Source organism: Bacteroides sp. OF04-15BH (genome assembly GCF_003477995.1).
Taxonomy (GTDB): Bacteria; Bacteroidota; Bacteroidia; order Bacteroidales; family Bacteroidaceae; genus Paraprevotella.
This window is the reverse complement of sequence record NZ_QUEM01000003.1, coordinates 82,330-100,581: the sequence shown is the minus strand read 5'-3', so window position 1 is coordinate 100,581 and position 18,252 is coordinate 82,330. Positions and strand designations below refer to the sequence as shown.

Annotated in this window: 17 protein-coding genes and 1 pseudogene; 3 read left to right on the top strand and 15 right to left on the bottom strand. The window is 45.0% G+C overall.

Annotated features, from left to right (window positions below):
• Positions 1-10: 10 nt before the first annotated feature.
• From DXA74_RS02290 to DXA74_RS02280, 3 genes are read right to left on the bottom strand one after another with little or no spacing between them, the layout of a single operon-like run.
• Positions 11-2,164 (bottom strand): hypothetical protein, encoded by a 2,154-nt coding sequence (locus DXA74_RS02290; RefSeq protein ID WP_118525208.1) that lies wholly within the window; start codon positions 2,162-2,164, stop codon positions 11-13.
• A 50-nt stretch (positions 2,165-2,214) separates the two neighbouring features.
• Positions 2,215-2,433, bottom strand: coding sequence for a hypothetical protein (locus DXA74_RS02285; protein WP_147401003.1), 219 nt, complete (start codon positions 2,431-2,433; stop codon positions 2,215-2,217).
• A 1-nt stretch (position 2,434) separates the two neighbouring features.
• Entirely contained in the window at positions 2,435-2,653 is a 219-nt protein-coding gene (locus DXA74_RS02280) for a hypothetical protein (RefSeq protein WP_147401002.1), read from the bottom strand.
• A gap of 86 nt (positions 2,654-2,739) precedes the next feature.
• Between DXA74_RS02280 and DXA74_RS02275 the strand changes: the two genes are divergently transcribed.
• Together DXA74_RS02275 and DXA74_RS02270 are read left to right on the top strand one after the other, a co-directional pair.
• Entirely contained in the window at positions 2,740-3,072 is a 333-nt protein-coding gene (locus DXA74_RS02275; RefSeq protein WP_147401001.1) for a hypothetical protein, read from the top strand.
• A gap of 195 nt (positions 3,073-3,267) precedes the next feature.
• Positions 3,268-3,930, top strand: a complete 663-nt coding sequence (locus DXA74_RS02270) for a S24 family peptidase (protein WP_118525204.1) — start codon at positions 3,268-3,270, stop codon at positions 3,928-3,930.
• A gap of 60 nt (positions 3,931-3,990) precedes the next feature.
• Here DXA74_RS02270 and DXA74_RS02265 read toward each other — a convergent pair whose 3' ends face one another.
• The 10 genes and pseudogenes from DXA74_RS02265 to DXA74_RS02220 all read right to left on the bottom strand — a co-directional run bounded on the left by DXA74_RS02265 (position 3,991) and on the right by DXA74_RS02220 (position 12,636).
• Entirely contained in the window at positions 3,991-4,494 is a 504-nt protein-coding gene (locus DXA74_RS02265; protein WP_147401000.1) for a hypothetical protein, read from the bottom strand.
• 83 nt (positions 4,495-4,577) lie between these two features.
• A pseudogene (locus DXA74_RS02260) lies at positions 4,578-4,658 on the bottom strand.
• Between the two features lie 554 nt (positions 4,659-5,212).
• Positions 5,213-6,127 (bottom strand): glycosyltransferase family 2 protein, encoded by a 915-nt coding sequence (locus tag DXA74_RS02255; protein ID WP_118525202.1) that lies wholly within the window; start codon positions 6,125-6,127, stop codon positions 5,213-5,215.
• A gap of 19 nt (positions 6,128-6,146) precedes the next feature.
• Positions 6,147-7,265 carry a polysaccharide pyruvyl transferase family protein gene (locus tag DXA74_RS02250; RefSeq protein WP_118525201.1) on the bottom strand — a complete coding sequence of 373 codons (1,119 nt, stop codon included), beginning with the start codon at positions 7,263-7,265 and terminating at the stop codon, positions 6,147-6,149.
• Positions 7,266-7,350: 85 nt separating this feature from the next.
• Entirely contained in the window at positions 7,351-8,886 is a 1,536-nt protein-coding gene (rny, locus tag DXA74_RS02245) for a ribonuclease Y (RefSeq protein WP_118525200.1), read from the bottom strand.
• An 84-nt stretch (positions 8,887-8,970) separates the two neighbouring features.
• Positions 8,971-9,270, bottom strand: coding sequence for a cell division protein ZapA (locus DXA74_RS02240; RefSeq protein ID WP_118525199.1), 300 nt, complete (start codon positions 9,268-9,270; stop codon positions 8,971-8,973).
• A 5-nt stretch (positions 9,271-9,275) separates the two neighbouring features.
• Positions 9,276-9,548, bottom strand: coding sequence for a hypothetical protein (locus DXA74_RS02235; protein WP_118525198.1), 273 nt, complete (start codon positions 9,546-9,548; stop codon positions 9,276-9,278).
• A gap of 36 nt (positions 9,549-9,584) precedes the next feature.
• On the bottom strand, positions 9,585-10,214 hold the full coding sequence (locus tag DXA74_RS02230; RefSeq protein ID WP_118525197.1) for a hypothetical protein: 630 nt from the start codon (positions 10,212-10,214) through the stop codon (positions 9,585-9,587).
• Between the two features lie 108 nt (positions 10,215-10,322).
• The gene (gene rfbA, locus DXA74_RS02225; RefSeq protein WP_118525196.1) at positions 10,323-11,207 is read right to left on the bottom strand and encodes a glucose-1-phosphate thymidylyltransferase RfbA; all 885 of its coding nucleotides are present in this window, start codon (positions 11,205-11,207) and stop codon (positions 10,323-10,325) included.
• Between the two features lie 16 nt (positions 11,208-11,223).
• Positions 11,224-12,636, bottom strand: a complete 1,413-nt coding sequence (locus DXA74_RS02220) for an undecaprenyl-phosphate glucose phosphotransferase (protein ID WP_118525195.1) — start codon at positions 12,634-12,636, stop codon at positions 11,224-11,226.
• Positions 12,637-12,858: 222 nt separating this feature from the next.
• On the opposite strand from DXA74_RS02220, the gene DXA74_RS02215 reads away from it, so the two are divergent.
• Positions 12,859-13,824, top strand: a complete 966-nt coding sequence (locus DXA74_RS02215) for a type I phosphomannose isomerase catalytic subunit (RefSeq protein WP_118525194.1) — start codon at positions 12,859-12,861, stop codon at positions 13,822-13,824.
• A 224-nt stretch (positions 13,825-14,048) separates the two neighbouring features.
• Here the strand turns inward: DXA74_RS02215 and DXA74_RS02210 are convergent, their stop codons facing one another.
• Both DXA74_RS02210 and DXA74_RS02205 read right to left on the bottom strand, forming a co-directional pair.
• The gene (locus tag DXA74_RS02210) at positions 14,049-16,091 is read right to left on the bottom strand and encodes an OmpA family protein (RefSeq protein ID WP_118525193.1); all 2,043 of its coding nucleotides are present in this window, start codon (positions 16,089-16,091) and stop codon (positions 14,049-14,051) included.
• A gap of 26 nt (positions 16,092-16,117) precedes the next feature.
• Complete coding sequence (locus DXA74_RS02205; RefSeq protein ID WP_118525192.1) at positions 16,118-18,208, bottom strand: DNA topoisomerase 3; 2,091 nt, start codon at positions 18,206-18,208, stop codon at positions 16,118-16,120.
• Between the last annotated feature and the right edge of the window lie 44 nt (positions 18,209-18,252).

Genomic DNA, 18,252 nt, shown 5'->3' with positions numbered 1-18,252 from the left:
GTTGTTTAAACTATCTTGAAAATCTCATGTCTGTGGGGTTCCATTCATAATCATCATCAGAAACCTCTTCCACGACAACCGCGTCCTGAATATCGTCCCTTGCTTCGGAACGTCGGTCTTTATGCTGCCCGTGAATATCGGTAATCAGCGCACGGTCGAGCAGCGTGTTGCTTTTCAGTTGAGGATAACGTGATACCATACTCTGCAAGGTTTCGTCTACCTGACTCTGTCGCTCGATATAATGTTGTTCCAACGATTGGTTGAACTCCCGGACTTTCCGGCGGTGCTCAAAATGTTCGTCTTCCTGATCTATAAGTGCCATCGGCACGCTGGTGTCACGGTGCATGCAGAACCGCAGAGTTCCGATTTCCTTTTTCACCCGGTGGCCGGTTGTAGCTTCCGCGTTGCAGATAAGCACTTGTGACAAATCTTCCGGATCGTAGTGCACCACCCAGTCCTCATTATAGTGATTGCGCAGATCCGGGTTGAAGGACTCGAAATTAAGCCGCTGTCCCATCAGTTCCATCAGCAATCCTTGCCCTGTAAGACGGTTGGTGCGTCCGGTCGTATCTCCCATCAGATACAGGTATTCCTCATCCCCGAACGGCAGCCTCCTATCTCCCGGTGTATTGGCCCAGGCTTTCAGATAAGCGTCACGTTTCAAATCCCGTTCTTTGGCCATAATACTGTGTATCTGTTGTAGCACAACATCCTCAGACGGAATCAGACGGCGGTTCTTGTTCAGAATCTCAATGTTCGGTTGCGAGTCGCGTTTGGCGTTGATATTCACTCCGCTCCAGTTGGGAAGCATCTGGCAATAAGTCTTGTTGATGTGATTGAAATAAGGCTCTATGATTTTGGACTTGGCATTTCCCAAAGCGGCGGGTGTATACACATGCGTCATTCCTTCGTAAAAAGGCACCATGATTTTGCGCTGGTAATTGTCGCTTTGCAACTGCATCGGCTTATATCGGGCTCCGAACAGATCTGCGGCGTGCTTTACGGCATTCCGTAAAGCCAGGCGTATCAGCGCAGGGCTTTCATGGTCGCCAATGGCATAGCCCACCGGATACTTGCAGCATGCGTCGAGCACCACAACCATACATTTGCGGTTGGAATAGGTGGTGTTGACCGTGCGTTTTATCTCCCCGTCAACAACCTTTTCACGCGTAACCTTCTTTTCGTATACCAGTTCCACATCCCATCCGTCCAGTGTCCAATAGGTCATGGCCGTTTCCGGGGCGGTGCGTTTCATCTGCATTTCATACTTGTTTTTCCATGCGTTTCCGCCTCTTCGGTGTCCCAGTGTCGTAGACTCCATTGCTTTGCGGTAAGCCTCCACCGTAGCAGGACTTTTGATCAGAGGCAACGGCTTCTTGCTTCCATCTACTGCATTGCATCGGTTTATCTCAGTTATGATCATGTTGTATTGCTCCATAATCTGAACATTATTCAGATTCATATGCTGACTTAGCAGCTTGTGCATGACAGCCTCACACTCCTCATCCTTCAGTTTACGCGTCGAGATATTGCCATGATTCTTATTGACCAGAGATTCATACCCCTCACGTTCATATTGCAGTGCCTTGCGTTGGAGAGTCTTTCCCGTAGAGGGCAGTTTGTGCGGATAGCGTTGCTCGCCGCGACTGTTCCGCACCTCAAGCAGATCATTCACCATACGGCTCAGTGTATCCCACACATTGACGCGCATCTGACCGGAGCCTATACGGATACGGTTTTCATGCCAAAGCCGAAGCACCGCCTCCAGAATGCGGGCCTGAAGCGTGTAGAGCGAAGCCTTTTCGGGTTTCAGTTTCTTGCCTCCACAGTCGGTATATTCCGTAAAAAAGGAATAGGCTTCTTCGTTATACTCCAGTTCGCGTTCCAACAGACTTTGTTTGGGGAGCGCGTCAAAAGCTTCGTGAGGATCACCGTAAATCTTGATGTATTGCTGTTTGATGTATTCTTCCATTGTATCGAAATAAACAAGAGCAGAAGATTTGGGAGTACTTCGGCGGGCTATCATGATAAGACCACGTGTAACCTTGGAATAGTACGTTCCTTCCGGAAGAAAACCGCTGTCTGTACCAACTCCGCTCTTTTTGTTATAGGCAATCAATTCATTTGCGAAGACACAAACCTGATTGTTATAGATTACAGCCATAATAAATATGTTTTATCGTTTCACACTCACGGCTCTGGGCCGTGTACCGGTCATTCTTTATTCTTTCTTTCGTCCTGTTTCCGGATCATGTCGTCCATCCATTCATTGTATTCCCGTTCTTCTTTATCCAGACTGCATGACACAGGAATCAACGCCAGACAAAGCAATATGAGTACAATAAAGTTGGCCATACCTTCCAGAAAGCAGCTGATAATGAGTATCGCAAAAAGAAACAGCAGTTTGCGGACCGCAGGACTTATTCGTTTCATATCATTCATCTTTTGGTTCATTGTTCTCTTTACCCAACCCTTCACGCAAAGACTTTGCTCCCTGCAACACACCTCCCATTTCAAGGGCGGCTTTACGGATCATGTTGGCCTTGTTGCTGCGTGTCTTGAACTTCAAAGCGTCACGGACTGTTACCTCGCTTACGTTGAATTTCTCGGCCAACTTTCGGCGTTCGCCGTACACCATTAATATTTCTGCCATTTTATTATTGTTTTTATCATTATTACTCGGTTAAAATTCCATTCCTATTCATCGCGAACCGGAATGGTTTTGCTACATTTGTAGCGATGCTAAACAAACTTTATTTTGAGATTATGAGTCAAAGTGTAAAATTTATTGTGACCTTCAAACTTGCCAATAGCGAGAAAGAAGTTCTGCCGGCATTGTCGCCTGCTTTTGAGGCAACACTTGAACGCTTCCTGTTGCCTTATACCCATTATTTCGAGCATCCGCACCGAAATACAAAATCAGCTTCTCTGTTCCTAGTGTACACCGTAGATGTTTGCATTCATCAGGCAGAGGCCGTTTTTTATCTGGGTAAGTTGATAGAAGCCGAAGCCGGTATTCTTCAATTATTTGATTCAGGAGTTGAATCTTTTTCGTTCCGTGTGGAATCATGACTACTTGACTGCCTTGGAGGGGGGACCTTTCAAGGCTTTTTTTATTGGTTTTTCCCATAATTTGCGTTTTTAAGGATTATTATTTATCTTCGTTGGCATCTTTCGGTTTAGAAAGATGTTGCAAATCTACTAAAATCTTAGTAACAATCAAAAATAAAAATCTAATTTTTTAGTAAAATCTAAAACTTTTCGGGTATGACAATGACAACAAAAGAAAGACTTTTACAATATATCGAATACAAAAACATTTCTAAACCGCAGTTTTATAGCGATTTAGAAATTAAAAGAGGGCTTTTGGATTCAGATAAACTTAAAGCGACGATTACAGATGTTATTATTGCTAAGATATTAGCAAAATATAAAGACTTAAATATTAATTGGCTTTTAACCGGTAAAGGCAACATGCTCCATACAGAAACTGAACAGGAAAATTTACCGGTTGCTCATCCTTCAGATTCACCCACAGAGGGCATTCCTTTGATTCCCATCAGTGCTATGGCTGGATCTTTCACGGGCGAACAAACGGTACTGGAATCCGAATGTGAGCGCTTTGTCGTTCCTACATTCAAAGGAGCCGAATTCCTGATCAGCGTTAAAGGCAGCAGCATGTATCCCAGATACAACAGCGGTGACATTGTGGCCTGCAAGCGTTTGCCTATGGACGATCTCTTTTTTCAATGGAATAAAGTATATGTATTGGATACGGATCAGGGCCCGCTTATCAAACGGGTAAAACCCGGCTCCGACAAAGAACACGTCCTTATCGTATCGGATAATGAACACTACGAGCCATTTGAATTACCAATAAACAGGATTTATCATGTGGCTTTGGTTATTGGAGTAATACGGTTGGAATAACAATAAAATAATACTATATAAGTAAAAACTAAAATAGGAGGGTCGTTTGAAACGATCCTCCTATTTTGAATAAACTCCATTAATGATTTCAAGCCTTATAGCTCCTAAGAGCTCAACAGCCGTATCTATATTCTTTGACTTAGGGTATGCCCGCAAAATATCCGACATCATCCAGGAGATTTTATCTGCAACGGCTTCTTGGCCAAACTCACGTACCAGCTTACTGATATGGTTGATATGGTTTGCTCTCTCTTCTTCTTTATTGGCGATTAAAGTAGCAAAATTTATATAGTCAGCAACAGGAGTACTTGGGCCCTTATAATTGGGGGTGCTCTTTTTCGTATCAGTAATATTTCCCTTGCGCAATTCCTCCAGTTCTTTTTCAAGTTCTACAACCTTTCTACTTAATGTGGTTGCAAGTCGAAGAGCTTCATCATAATTTTCTATACCGAATTTAATTGTGCTTATAGGAAAACCTTCCAAAGCAAGCACTATTTCGCGCATTGCTCGTTCATATATGTAGATATCCCTATAATTGTTCAAAATAGTACGAATAATTCCCATAGAGTAATTTAAATTAAGCTCCCGGACTCTCACCGGGAGCGTTCATAACGAAGCTAATACCTATAAAAACAAGTAAAGGATTGGGGCGATATCTGGACTCGAACCAGAGACACAACAGATGTTGTCTTCCATACTGTTTGCACTACCAACTGTGCTATATCGCCACCTTTTGGCTGTGAATCTTCACAAAGATACATAAAACAACCATAATCTCCTAATAATCAACTATATAATATAAATCTCAATGAAAACGAGGTGTATTATACCCCAGAACTCAACCGCAAAACCATTATTTAAGCCTATATTTTATACCTTATACGCCATAACTCAAAGCAAAAATAAACGCAAATTGAATGGGTGTTGCATGGGTGTTAGGAACAATTTGTTTTTAACGGCGAATGGGTGTTGCATGGGTATTCCTCATGGGTGTTGTATTTTCCTTTTATTTTTTAACACTTCAACCTTACGGAATCAAAGGCGATAAAGGATATTTAAACGGCCTTTAATTGGATAATAAAAACGGCTTAGAATGCCTTATTTTAAGCGATTCTAAGCCGTTTTCAGGGTCTTTTGCTTAATATGTAACATCAAGCCATGTAAATGCACGTATAAAGCCTTTATTATGTAGTATCAATGTCGTCTGATGTAACATTTTGTTTTTGTGCCAATGCGCCACATATTTCAAGGGCATAGCTCTATGTTTCAGCACCTTACATCGTTAAGCAACACGTTTAGCTATGGAACATTTCGTTCTGTGCACCGTACATTGATGCAAGATATATTTGATTTTATCTTTCCAGTTCAAACGCCCAAAAGATAAATTCTTTGAAAGAATTCTTACTGCTTCCGTGTTTTTATCTTTATCAAATCCAAGCAAGGCATAGAAGATGATTTTGTTCATGATAAAGTGAACATCCTTGTTGTCCTTTAAATTTAAGTATAAATCCTTTTTAAAGACCAGTTTGTAAGAAAAGTGTTTGCTGAAGTCTTTAGGAACAAACCTGCTGTGATATTCCTCTTCATATTTTAGGATAAAGACATGAATCTCATCCAGGAAGCAAACCGGATAAGACAGGATAAGCCGGAACCAGAAATCCAAATCTTCTCCAATCGTAAGAGACTGGTCAAAGCCTTGCAATTCTATGGCTTTAGCTTTATTTACGGCCAGGGCAGATGTCTTGAAATTGCGATAATAGAAATAGTGTTCCCAATTATTGAATTTCTTGATTTCCTTATGTTCTTCAGTTCCTTTTGCCTGATTGGCCTCCTGTGCGGGTATGTCCATGCTGTCCTGCATATACAGACCGCAGTCGGGATAGGAAGCCACCATATCATGTAATCTTTCCAGATAGAACGGATCCCAAAGATCATCGCCGTCCAGAAAAGCGATGACTTCTCCTGATGCCCATTCCATTCCTTTGTTTCTGGTATCAGATACTCCTGTATTCTTTTTTCTGTACCGTTTCAGTCTTGGGTCAGTTATAGACTCCAGACACTCCAAACTGCCGTCCGTAGAACCATCGTCCACCAGGATGATCTCGAAATCCTTGTATGTTTGTTGCAGCACGCAAGATACAGTACGGAGTATACTTTTCTTTTTATTGTATAGGGGGATAACTACAGATATAAGCATAGTGTCTTTTTAGAATAGGTTATACAGCTAAACATTCTTTTAAGAAATCCAATGAGTTTTTCCTCAATCCTTCTAATTTGCTATTTACGTGATTCCAGTCAATTTCCTTGAAGAGTCTGCTTTCTGCTTCATCTGGCGATGAAATTAGTCGTTCTTCCAGATCAAAGAGACTCAGAATTGAGTGAAAGCGGCTCATACCTCTTCCTTTATTACCATAAACCAAGAAAGGTTTGTTGAACAGGATGGCAAATACACAAGCATGAAAAGAGTCTGTAATGACCATCTGGGCATCAAAGAAACCGCGTAGCCAGGCTTCTACTGGAGGTTGGATTCGCTCTTCAATCGAACAACTTAAATCATCAACCTTTGAATTGACATAGAAAGGAATGTATTGGTTTTGCTGGCATAGATTGATTACTTTCTTTTTGTCTTCCGATTCATCAAGAATGTAGACCAGCAGATTACCCGGACTTTGTGGTACCGACTGATTCTGGAACAAGGATATATATTGCTGTGGCGTGAGCAATAATGTTGGATCCAATACACAAGTAGCTTCTTTATTCAAATACTCTTTGCACAGAGTAATTCCGGAGGTTTCCCGCACGGACACCCGGTTGAATTGTCGGATCAGCTCCTTGCATGTTGTTTCTTGTTTTTTCGTGTATTCCCAGGTATCAGTACCGAAAGAAGCGGCATACGACAGTTTTTTTATGTTCCATCCAGATGCAAAATCGAGAAATGCGGCTTCAATATGGTGGAAATACATTGGACGCCATATTTGGTCACTTCCCACCACAAGGGCATCAAAATCCTGTTCTTTTAGCTCCTTGAACGATGAGATGCGTTGAGTCGTTATATTCCGGTCAATGAATTTTTGGGTATGTTGACTGACAATCGGGTAAGTCTTTCGAAAGACCATTTCCAAAAATATTGGGGTCTTTTTACTTTGAATGCAGTTATATATTCCCCGTTTGATCCATTTGAGCGGAAGTAAAAACTTATTGGCAGGAAGATGAGGGGCTTGTGTAAATGTGACAGGAGTATGTCCCATCTCTTTTAATACGGTCTGTAGGGCATAAGCTTGCAAAAGTCCCCCGTAGTTGGTATATAATGGTAGTGTGACAATTCCGATGCGCATGTTTTGGACTGTTATTTGTTTGATACGAAACTTTATAAAAAACATGTCCCTAAATGCCAGGCATTCAGGGACATTGAAAAACTCTTTATTTTGCGTAGCTGACCGCGCGTGTTTCGCGGATAACCGTGATTTTTACCTGTCCCGGATAAGTCATCTCATCTTGAATCTTCTTGGCGATTTCCGTGCTCAGGTTTTCGGTCTGCTTGTCGTCAATCTTGTCTGCACCTACAATTACGCGCAACTCTCTACCGGCCTGAATGGCATAGGTCTTGGTTACGCCCGGATAACTCATGGCAATGTTCTCCAGGTCGTTCAGACGTTTGATGTAGGCTTCCACGATTTCACGGCGTGCTCCCGGACGGGCACCGCTGATGGCATCACAAACCTGTACGATTGGAGCCAGCAGAGAAGTCATCTCCATTTCATCATGGTGGGCACCGATGGCATTGCAGATATCTGCTTTCTCTTTATATTTTTCAGCCAGTTTGGCACCGTAAAGAGCGTGTGGCAATTCCGGTTCCTCATCAGGCACCTTACCGATATCGTGCAACAGTCCGGCGCGTTTTGCCTTTTTAGGATTCAGTCCCAGTTCGGCAGCCATCACTGCACAGAGGTTAGCTGTTTCGCGTGCATGCTGCAACAGGTTCTGACCATAGCTTGAACGGTATTTCATCTTACCGATGATACGGATCAGTTCCGGATGCAAGCCGTGTACTCCCAGGTCGATGGTCGTACGTTTTCCGGTCTCGATAATTTCCTCTTCCACCTGTTTGGTTACTTTGGCTACAACCTCTTCAATACGTGCCGGATGGATACGTCCGTCAGCAACCAGCTGATGCAAGGCCAGACGGCAGATTTCTCTTCTCACCGGATCAAATGCAGAGATAACGATTGCTTCCGGAGTATCGTCCACAACGATTTCCACTCCTGTTGCAGCTTCCAGAGCGCGGATATTTCTACCTTCGCGTCCGATGATGCGTCCCTTTACCTCGTCATTGTCGATATGGAATACGGTTACACTGTTTTCGATAGCTGTTTCTGTGGCCACACGCTGTATGGTCTGGATTACGATACGTTTGGCCTCCTTGTTGGCTGTGAGTTTGGCCTCGTCCATAATCTCGTTGATGTAGCTTGCCGCATCAGTCTTGGCTTCCTCTTTCAGTGATTCCACCAGTCTTTCCTTGGCTTCTTCTGCGCTCAGTCCGCTCAGTGATTCCAGTTTGATGCGCTCCTGTTCCTGCAACTGCTCCAGCTCTTCTTCCTTATGGATAAGTTTCTGCTGCTGGCTTTCTATTCTTTTGCGTTCATTTTCCAGTTCATTCTTTTTGCGGTTCAGGTCATCCTGTCGCTGGTTCAGACTGATTTCTCTTTGCTTCAGTCTGTTTTCGCTTTGTTGGATCTGCTGGTTTCTTTGCTGCACTTCCTTCTCCAGTTCAGCCTTTTTGTTCAGGAACTTCTCCTTTACTTCCAGCATTTTCTTTTGTTTGATCACTTCAGCCTCTTTTTTCGCTTCATTGATCATCTCCTTATAATTTCCGGTAAGAATGTAGCGGAATATGGCATACCCGCCCACACATCCTATAATGAGACATGCTAATGATACTATAATTGCTGTTACCATAATTTTTTTTAGTTTATATAATATAATAATAGTAGTGTCTTGTTTTTGAGCAAAAGACAACCTCTGAGACACGTCTGACTGTTTTTACTTCTTGTCAATCAGACCACTGCTTTCTATTTCCTGAAGCAGGGTAGTAACCTTTTCCATTAAAGGAGATGCATCTTTCTTCTGTTCATCCTTTTTCAGGGCCACTGCGATGTCCAGTATAGCCATGGCCATATAAGTTTCATCCCCCTGATGCTGGTATTTACCTGCATAGAAATTCAACCGCTCGTTAATCAGTTTTTCGGCGGCTCTATAGATTTCCTCTTCCCGTCTTTTTACGGTAATCGGAAACAGCATTTTTCCCAATCTGATGGTAATTTTAAGATTTTCGCTCTCCATGTTCCTTAAATTTTGAGTAGAGCAATGCACTTGTCTATTTCCCGGATCAGTTTAGACAATCGTCCCTTGGCGTCTTTCATGTCCTGATCGCTGATATCGATCATTCGGGCCACTTTCAGGTTGCTGTAATCTCTTTTTGTATTTTCCAACTCCCGGTTCAGAGTATCCACCCGTTGGCGCAGCAACTCATTTTCCTGTTTCAGTTCCTGATATTGCAGGATGAGCTGCCGGGTTCTGGTTTCGAATCTTTTCAGGATGGTTTCCTCTTCTGGAGTCATAAAAAAGTGATAATATTACAGAAATAATGTGGCTTTTTAGTCGTTGCTTGCTGTTTTAGGTTCTTTTTTGGCCAGCATGACAATGCGGAATACGTATTCCGTCATCCATGCTTCAGAATATCCCAAGGTGGCTGCGTACTTGCGGATGTTTACGCAAGTTCTTCTCACAGCGTCATCTTTCCAGTCATTGCGGGTCAGAATCTGGTTAATGGTTTTGGCCGTCATGTTTCTCAAGGCCTTGTGAAACATGGAAGGCATTCTGAATTTCCATTGCATCAGATTGCCGATAAGCATCATCAGGTCCTGGCTGAATCCCTGGAACATGATGAGATAGTTTTTGATATCATTCTGGTTGCGGCAGTTCTTTTTGATGCTGGCGTCAATCTCCTTGAAGAAAGTGTCGCTCATGTCGTACATGTCCATCAGCATCTTTTTGCACTTGTTCTTTTCGCCGATACCCAGTTTGTTGTTTACGGTCGGCACATGCAGTGTCTGTTTGAAAATACGCAGGTCCGGCAGGAATGCCAGGTTGGTAATACCCAGATTCATGGCAATGACTGCCTGGTAATACACACGGATCAGCGTCATGAAATCCTCCATGCCGCCTACACGTACCTGTTCATCGTCGTTCTTCTTTTTTCCAAATAAGTTTGATAATATTCCCATTTCAGATGATTCTAATAAAACAAATTAGTGCAAAGATATGATTTTTTTTTAATCTTTGCACTAATCGTGAATCTTTAATTCAAAGAAAATACCTTCAAGGTGTATTTTCTATTTGTTATATTCTTCAGCCAGTTTGATCAGATATTGGCCATACTGGTTTTTCAGCATGGGCTGGGCCACACGAATCAGCTGTTCTTTGCTGATCCAGTTGTTTATATAAGCGATGCCTTCCAGGCAGGCTATTTTCACGCCCTGTCGCTTTTCGATAACTTCGATAAAGGTGCTGGCCTCGCTGAGGCTGTCGTGGGTTCCGGTATCCAGCCAGGCAAATCCACGTCCCAAAGTCTGCACCTTGAGCTCTTTCTGATTCAGAAACTCCTGATTTACAGAGGTGATTTCCAACTCGCCGCGCTCTGATGGTTTGATGTTTTTGGCAATCTCCACCACCTTGTTCGGATAGAAATACAGTCCCACAACAGCATAGTTGCTTTTCGGTTTCTGAGGTTTTTCCTCGATGCTCAGACAGTTTCCGTCCTGATCAAATTCGGCCACTCCGTAGCGTTCCGGATCGTTGACCCGATAACCGAATACGGTGGCTTTGCGGTCTTCTACCACATTGCGTACCGCTTCCTTCAGCAGTCCTGTAAAACCGGCTCCGTGGAACAGATTGTCTCCTAGTACCAGACACACATCATCGTTGCCGATAAAGTCTTCGCCTATCAGAAAAGCCTGTGCCAGACCGTCGGGTGAAGGCTGCTCTGCATATTCAAAGTGAACTCCGTAGTCACTGCCGTCGCCCAGCAGGCGTTTGAATCCCGGCAGATCGTTGGGAGTAGAAATAATCAGAATTTCCCGGATGCCGGCCAGCATCAGTACGGAAATAGGGTAATAGATCATCGGTTTGTCGAACACAGGAAGCAGCTGTTTGCTGACTCCCTTGGTAATAGGGTATAATCTGGTGCCGGAGCCTCCAGCCAATACGATTCCTTTCATAGGCGTTTATTTTTGTTTAGTAAGCGTTTTTTTCATTGCGGGTAATCATGTTCCAGACTGTTTTCCAGATAATTTTCACGTCGAGCCAGAAATTCCAGTTCTCCACATACCAGATGTCTGCCTTCACACGATCTTCCATTTGTTTCAGTTCTTTGGTTTCGCCGCGCAATCCCATAATCTGTGCCCAGCCTGTGATTCCGGGTTTTACCCAATGGCGCACCATGTATTCCTTGATGAGTTGTGAGTATTGTTCGGTGTGTTTCAGCATGTGCGGACGGGGACCTACCATGCTCATGTCTCCCAGCCATACATTGATAAACTGCGGTAACTCATCAATATTGGTTTTTCTCATGAAGTCGCCGAATTTGAATTTTCTCGGGTCGTTTAGGGTGGCCTGCACCAGGTCTGCGTCTTTGTTTACGTGCATCGACCGGAATTTATAGCAGGTAAAAACCTTTCCGTTCAGTCCGCTACGTTCCTGTTTGAAGATTACCGGTCCCGGACTTTGTCTTTTGATGATGATGGCCACAATGACATAGATTACCGGAAACAGAGTGAACAGAAACAGGCTGGAGCAGATCAGGTCAAAGGCGCGCTTCAGCAATGCGTTGTTGATGTTGTTCAGCGGCTCTTTGCGCGAGGTCAACAACATATTGCTGCCTTGCTGTATGGTAATCATACTCTTCTTTAACTGGTTGATGTACACCGGAAGTGCATAGAAACGGACCACGCTGTTTTCACAGTAGCGCAGAATATTTTTCGTATCACTCTGGTCTCCTTCCTGTATGGCACAGTATACCGCCTTGATATTGGGCTTTTTTTGCAGATATTCGGTCACCTGATCGGTTGTTCCCAGATAAGGAATCGGAATGGTAAGTTCCTGACTTTCCGGATTGTTGTAGAAAATTCCTTTTATCTTGAAACCATAATTGGGGTCAGAAATCTCTTGATAGAAATTCTGAAAATGACAGGGTAATCCCACAAAGATGATCTGTTTCTGGTTTTTTCCTTTTTTACGTGTTCTTTTGATAAAGCTTCTCAAGCCCAGTCGTTCTACGGACAGCAGAAACCAGCTGATCAAAGCCAGTGAACCGATAAAACCGTAGGGGACACGATCTCCTTTCAAAATGGTAAGTACCGCAGCATATAGAACGATGTAAAGTAAAATCAAATGAAATGTTCTTTCTACGATTCGGTCTACATGAACGATTCTTTGGTAGAGTAGCGGAGGAAAATATAAAAATGCCGGAATATAAGACAATACTCCTAAAACAATGAGTGTTTTCTGCTTGAAATAAAAAACATATAAAGGGTCAATGACCTTTATCAGATAATAGGTCGTATAGATGGCTAGTGATACAACTAAAATATCTATTGCTCCTATCAGTAAATTGACTGCGGGAGTTTCTGATGTATTTGTATTCTTCATTATAACAACGTTTATCTTCTTTCATTCAATATCTATACAAAATACAAAAGTAGAGAAAAATATAATATACCCCAACGAAAAAGACTTTAAAACTCCTTGTAAAAAGTCCTATTTTCTCTTGATAATTTTTTTTTTTACAAAATAAAAACAGAAAAAAAGGATATTCTACTTTACCTTTTATTGTTTTTTATTAATTTTGCAGCCTCACCAATCAAAAAATAAATGCATTTATTTACGTTCAGTCCGATTATGAAGCCCACTATTTGGGGCGGATATGACATATTAAGATATAAGCAGATGCCTGCCGACAATCGCCGTATCGGCGAGAGTTGGGAGTTGTCTGCCATTCCCGGATCGGAAAGCGTTGTCGATCAGGGACCATATACCGGTTATACTTTACCTGCCTTGGTAGATGTGTTGAAGGCTGATTTGTTGGGTAAGGAAAACTATACTCGTTTTGAAGGCCGTTTTCCTTTGTTGGTCAAGTTTATCGATGCCTGCGATGATCTTTCGGTTCAGGTGCACCCTGGTGATGCTTTGGCGGCGGCCCGTCATCATTGTTCCGGAAAGAGCGAAATGTGGTATGTGGTGAAAGCCACTCCCGAAGCACGTCTGTATTCCGGTTTTTCTTTTCCGCTTACTCCCGAAGAATATGAACGGAGGGTAGAAGAGTGTACGCTGCCCGAAGTGTTGCAGTGTTATCATGTGCATGAGGGGGATGTCTTTTATCAGCCGGCCGGTCGGGTGCATAGCATTGGAGCCGGTTGCTTTATCTGTGAAATACAGCAGAGTAGCGATATCACTTATCGCATCTATGATTATGGACGGAAGGACCAGAATGGAAATACGCGTCAGTTGCATCTGGCCGAGGCGCGTGAGGCCATTGATTATTCGGCCCGCACGGATGCCTTTACTCCTAACGTGCATCTGAACGAACCGATGGAGCTTCTGAATACGGTTTATTTCAGTACCAGCCTGTATGATTTGAATGAGCCTATTGTATGCGACTATTCCGAGCTGGATTCGTTTGTGATTCTGATCTGTCTGAACGGAAACTGTAAGATCCGTTCGGAGCATGAAGAGGTGCTTTTGAAGGAAGGACACACGATTCTGGTCGCTGCGGCTTGTCCCGGTCTGACGATAGAGCCGGTTGACGGTGAAGTGAAACTTATAGAATGTTTTGTATAACCTGTACGAGGGATTAAGGCTGTGCTCAAGGCATGGCCTTATTTTGTATCTGATGTTTTTTTCAATTCATCAAAATGATTTTCTGATTTCATCAGCATGATTTTCGGAGGTCTTGTAATCGAAGTCTGGAAGACGGTTTTAGAATAAGAATTTTCAGGACAATTTTATCGTAAACGGGGGCTGCTTGGAACGATCCAAGCAGCCCCCGTTTATGATTTGGAGTACTATTCTTCTGTGGGTTGGTTTTCCGTCTCTTTTCCCGTAAGAGCTTCCTTCAGCAGGTTGCCCATTTCGTCAAACAGGCCGTATGTGGTGCGGAGCACCTTGAATTCGGTCCGTCGGTTCAAGGCATTGCAGATTTCCTGCTGGTCTTCCGGAAGTTTCAGAATAAAGCTTTCGGTCAGCGTGTCATTTTCATGCAGGAACGGATATTTCTCCGTAAGTTTCTTTTTGATCACCTTGGGTTTGCTTTCGCCGTAGCCCACCGGCGACAGACGGTCTTTGGCAATACCGTGTGCAATCAGATAATTGACTACCGATTCCGCTCTGCGTTGTGACAGTCCCATGTTATATTGGTCATTGCCCCGGTAGTCACAGTGCGAACTCAACTCGATAGTCACATTCGGATTCTCTTCCAGCAGTTTTACCAGACGGTCCAGTGATTCGGTTGATTCCGGAGTCAGGTCGGCCTTGTCGAATTCGTAGAACACGTTTTCCACCAGTACCGGAGCCGTTATGGAAGCCAGGGCAAATTGCAGCACATATTCCTTGCTGACCCTGCTGGTATCCACCTGCAGTTCTTCCTTATGATTCAGGAAACCGTTGCAGGTTCCCAAGAAGATGTATTTCACATGAGGCTTGATTTCCTGAACGAAGGAACCGTCGCTCCGCACGCTCAGTTTCAGGTTCGTGCCGTCGTTTCCTACCATATAGACAATTCCGTCCGGCAGTTCGTAACCGTCTTTTTCATACACCCATCCTTTGACCGACAGAATCACGTCGGGTTTCTCGAAACTCATGATGTGGTCCCATCCGCGGGCATCATTACGGTTGGTGCTGAAGAAACCCCGGTTGTGCAGTCCCTCAAAAGTCATGCCGAAATCGTCTCCGGCCGAATTCATGGGATATTTCAGGTTCTCCACATTCCATTTTCCCGTGCTGTCCTGTTTGGCACAGAACAGATCCAGACCGCCCATGCCCGGGTGTCCGTTTGAAGAAAAGTAAAGTTCGCCGTTCGGGCGGAAAGTCGGAAACATTTCGTCGCCCGGGCTATTGATGGGTTCGCCCAGATTCTCGGCACCTCCCAGTCCGTCGCTGGTGATTCGGATGCGCCACAAGTCCAGTCCACCCAGTCCGCCCGGCATGTCGGATACGAAGTACAGCCAGTTTCCATCGGGAGAAACAGCCGGATGAGCATACGAAGACAGGGTGTCTTTGGTGATTTCCAAAGGCTGGGGACTGCTCCAGGTGGCATCACTGCGGCTGGCCGTGAATATTTGTGCATAGCGCGGATATTCCGGATCGGAGGTACAGCGCGTGAAATACATGGTCTTCCCGTCGGGAGAAAAGCAGCAGGCGCCTTCATCGTAATTGCTGTTCACTTCCGATTCGAATTCCTTGGGTTGCAGCCATTTTCCCTTTTCGTCCTTTTCTGCCAGAAAGAGGTCGCTGTTCTTGATGCCAGTGATGCCGCTCAGTTCATCACCTTTGGTTTGCGGCCGGGTGGTGGTGATATACAACTGATCCCACTCATCGCCATACAGCACAGGCGAATAGTCCGTGCGTCTGCCGTTGAGCACCGGTTCTTTCTTTACGGAATAATCCGTGGGAATCTCCTTCCAGCGTGGAGCCATGACGCATCCTTCCAGTCCGTTTCGGGCCAGAACATTGTCCGGGTCTTTTTCCAGATACAGTTTATAGTTTTCGGTCGCTTTCTTGTAATCTCCGTTTTTCTGCTGCATCTGTGCCAGATACAGGTAAGTGGTAGAGTCTGGATAATGATAGCGCACGGCATTCATATACGAACCGATGGCACGGGCCGTATAGTTTATTTTGCGGTAGCATTCGGCAGCCTTGAAGGCCCGTTCTCCTCTTTTATCCCTTTCCTTGATAGGAGTGTGCATATATGCCTTGCGGTATTGTGCGGCAGCTTCGAAATATTCGCCGATGGCCAGATGCTGGTCTCCTTTCTTGACGAATTTGTCGGCTCCGCATCCGCTGGTGATGAGCAGCAGGGCAACGGCTCCCGTCCATAATATTTTTTTCATAATTGTTTTTCGTGTTTCAGAAAACCCTATTCAAATGATTGTCTGAAGGTGCATCCGTTTTTCCATTCCGAACATCCGAAGGCGGTTTTGCCTTTGATGATATGGCCTTTTCCGCACAGCGGACAGATATCGCCTTCTTTCACGGTTGCGGGCGGAGCGGCTTCCTTCTTCTTGCTTTTGGAAGCAGCCTTCTTTCTGGTGGTTTTCTCGGCAGTTTTCTTTTCTGCCGGTTTTTTCTTTTCCTCCAGAGTCAGAGCCACCCGTCGGTTTGAGTTGTCCGCCAGCACGGCATATACAATGTCACACACCATTTGCTTCAGTTCGTCCAGAAAAGTCTTGGCTTCATATTCCTTCTTTTCTATCTGGCGCAACTTGCGCTCCCAGATACCGGTCAGTTCGGCACTTTTCAGCAGTTCCTCATGGATGAGGCCGATCAGCTCCACTCCGGTGGGGGTGGCATACAGGTTTTTCCTTTCCTTCCGGATGTAGCGCCGCTTGAACAGAGTTTCTATGATGGCCGCGCGGGTTGACGGGCGACCGATTCCGTTTTCCTTCAGGGCATCGCGCAGACTTTCGTCCTCGACCAGTCTTCCGGCCGTTTCCATGGCCCGCAGCAAGGTCGCTTCGGTATAGGGCTTGGGAGCCTGTGTCCATTTCTCGGCCAGATCCGGGATGTGAGTTCCGCTTTCCCCTTTCCGGAAGTCAGGCAGGGTCTGCTCTTCTTCGTTCTTGCCGGTCATGCTTTTCTTTTCGGCGGCATAGACATCTCGCCAGCCCGAAACCACAATCAGTTTTCCGGTAGCCTTAAACGGAATACCGGCCGTTTCGCCCAACACGGTCGTCGTTGAGAACTTACAGTCAGGATAGAAAGCGGCAATGAAGCGGCGTGCTATGAGGTCGAATACCTTTTCTTCATCAGGAGTAAGATTCTGGGGTTTCACTCCTGTCGGGATGATGGCATGGTGGTCGGTAACCTTTGAGGAGTCGAACACCTTTTTGCTTTTCTTCAGCTGCGCTCCCCGCAAGGGCTGTAGCAGTTCGCCATAGCGTTCGGCTATTCCATTCAGAATGTTCTTACATTTCGGATAGATGTCATCGCTCAGAAAGGTGGTATCTACACGCGGGTAAGTCGTGATTTTCTTTTCGTAAAGCGACTGTATGGTTTGCAGAGTGGTGTCGGCTGAGAAAGCAAACTTTTTGTTGCACTCCACCTGCAGGGAAGTCAGGTCAAACAGACGGGGAGGAGCCTCGGTGCCGTTTTTCTTGTTTACTGCCGTGATGGTAAAAGGAGCATCTTTGATTTTCTCCAACGCTTCGCGTCCTTCTTCCTGCGAGGTAAAGCCCTTTCGGCTGATGTCGGCATCCTTCTTGTCGTTTTCTTTGCTTTTCTTCTCCTCTTCCTCTTCTCCGTCCTCATCCTGTCCCATGAGAGCGGTGAATGTGGTGTCGCGATATACCGTGGTCAGCACCCAGTAAGGTTCGGGAGTGAAGTTTTCTATTTCCTGCTGCCGCTTGACAATCAGGGCCAGTGTGGGAGTCTGTACGCGTCCGATGCTCAGCACCTGTTTCCCTTGTCCGTATTTCAGGGTATACAGTCGTGTGGCATTCATACCCAGGGTCCAGTCACCGATGGCGCGACTCAGTCCCGCTTCGTAGAGCGACTGGTATTCTTTCTGGTCTTTCAGTTGGCTGAATCCTTCCTTGATGGCCTCTTCGGTCAGTGAAGAAATCCAGAGTCTTTTTACGGGGCAGCGCGCTCCGGCCTTCTGCATCACCCAGCGCTGAATCAGTTCTCCTTCCTGTCCGGCATCACCACAGTTGATGATTTCGTCAGCGTGCTGCATGAGCTCCTCAATCACTTTGAACTGTTTTTCAATACCGGAGTCAGCCTTCAGCTTGATACCGAATCGTGGCGGAATCATGGGTAGGGCAGAAAGGCTCCAGGCCTTCCACAGGGGAGAATATTCATGCGGCTCTTTCAGCTCGCACAGATGACCGAACGTCCAGGTTACCTGATATCCGTTCCCTTCCATATATCCGTTACAGGTCTTGTTGGCTCCCAGCACATGCGCTATGTCTTTGGCCACACTGGGTTTCTCTGCGATGCATACAATCATTTCAGAATCTCTCTTTAATTATATAATAATGTAGCAAAGATAGT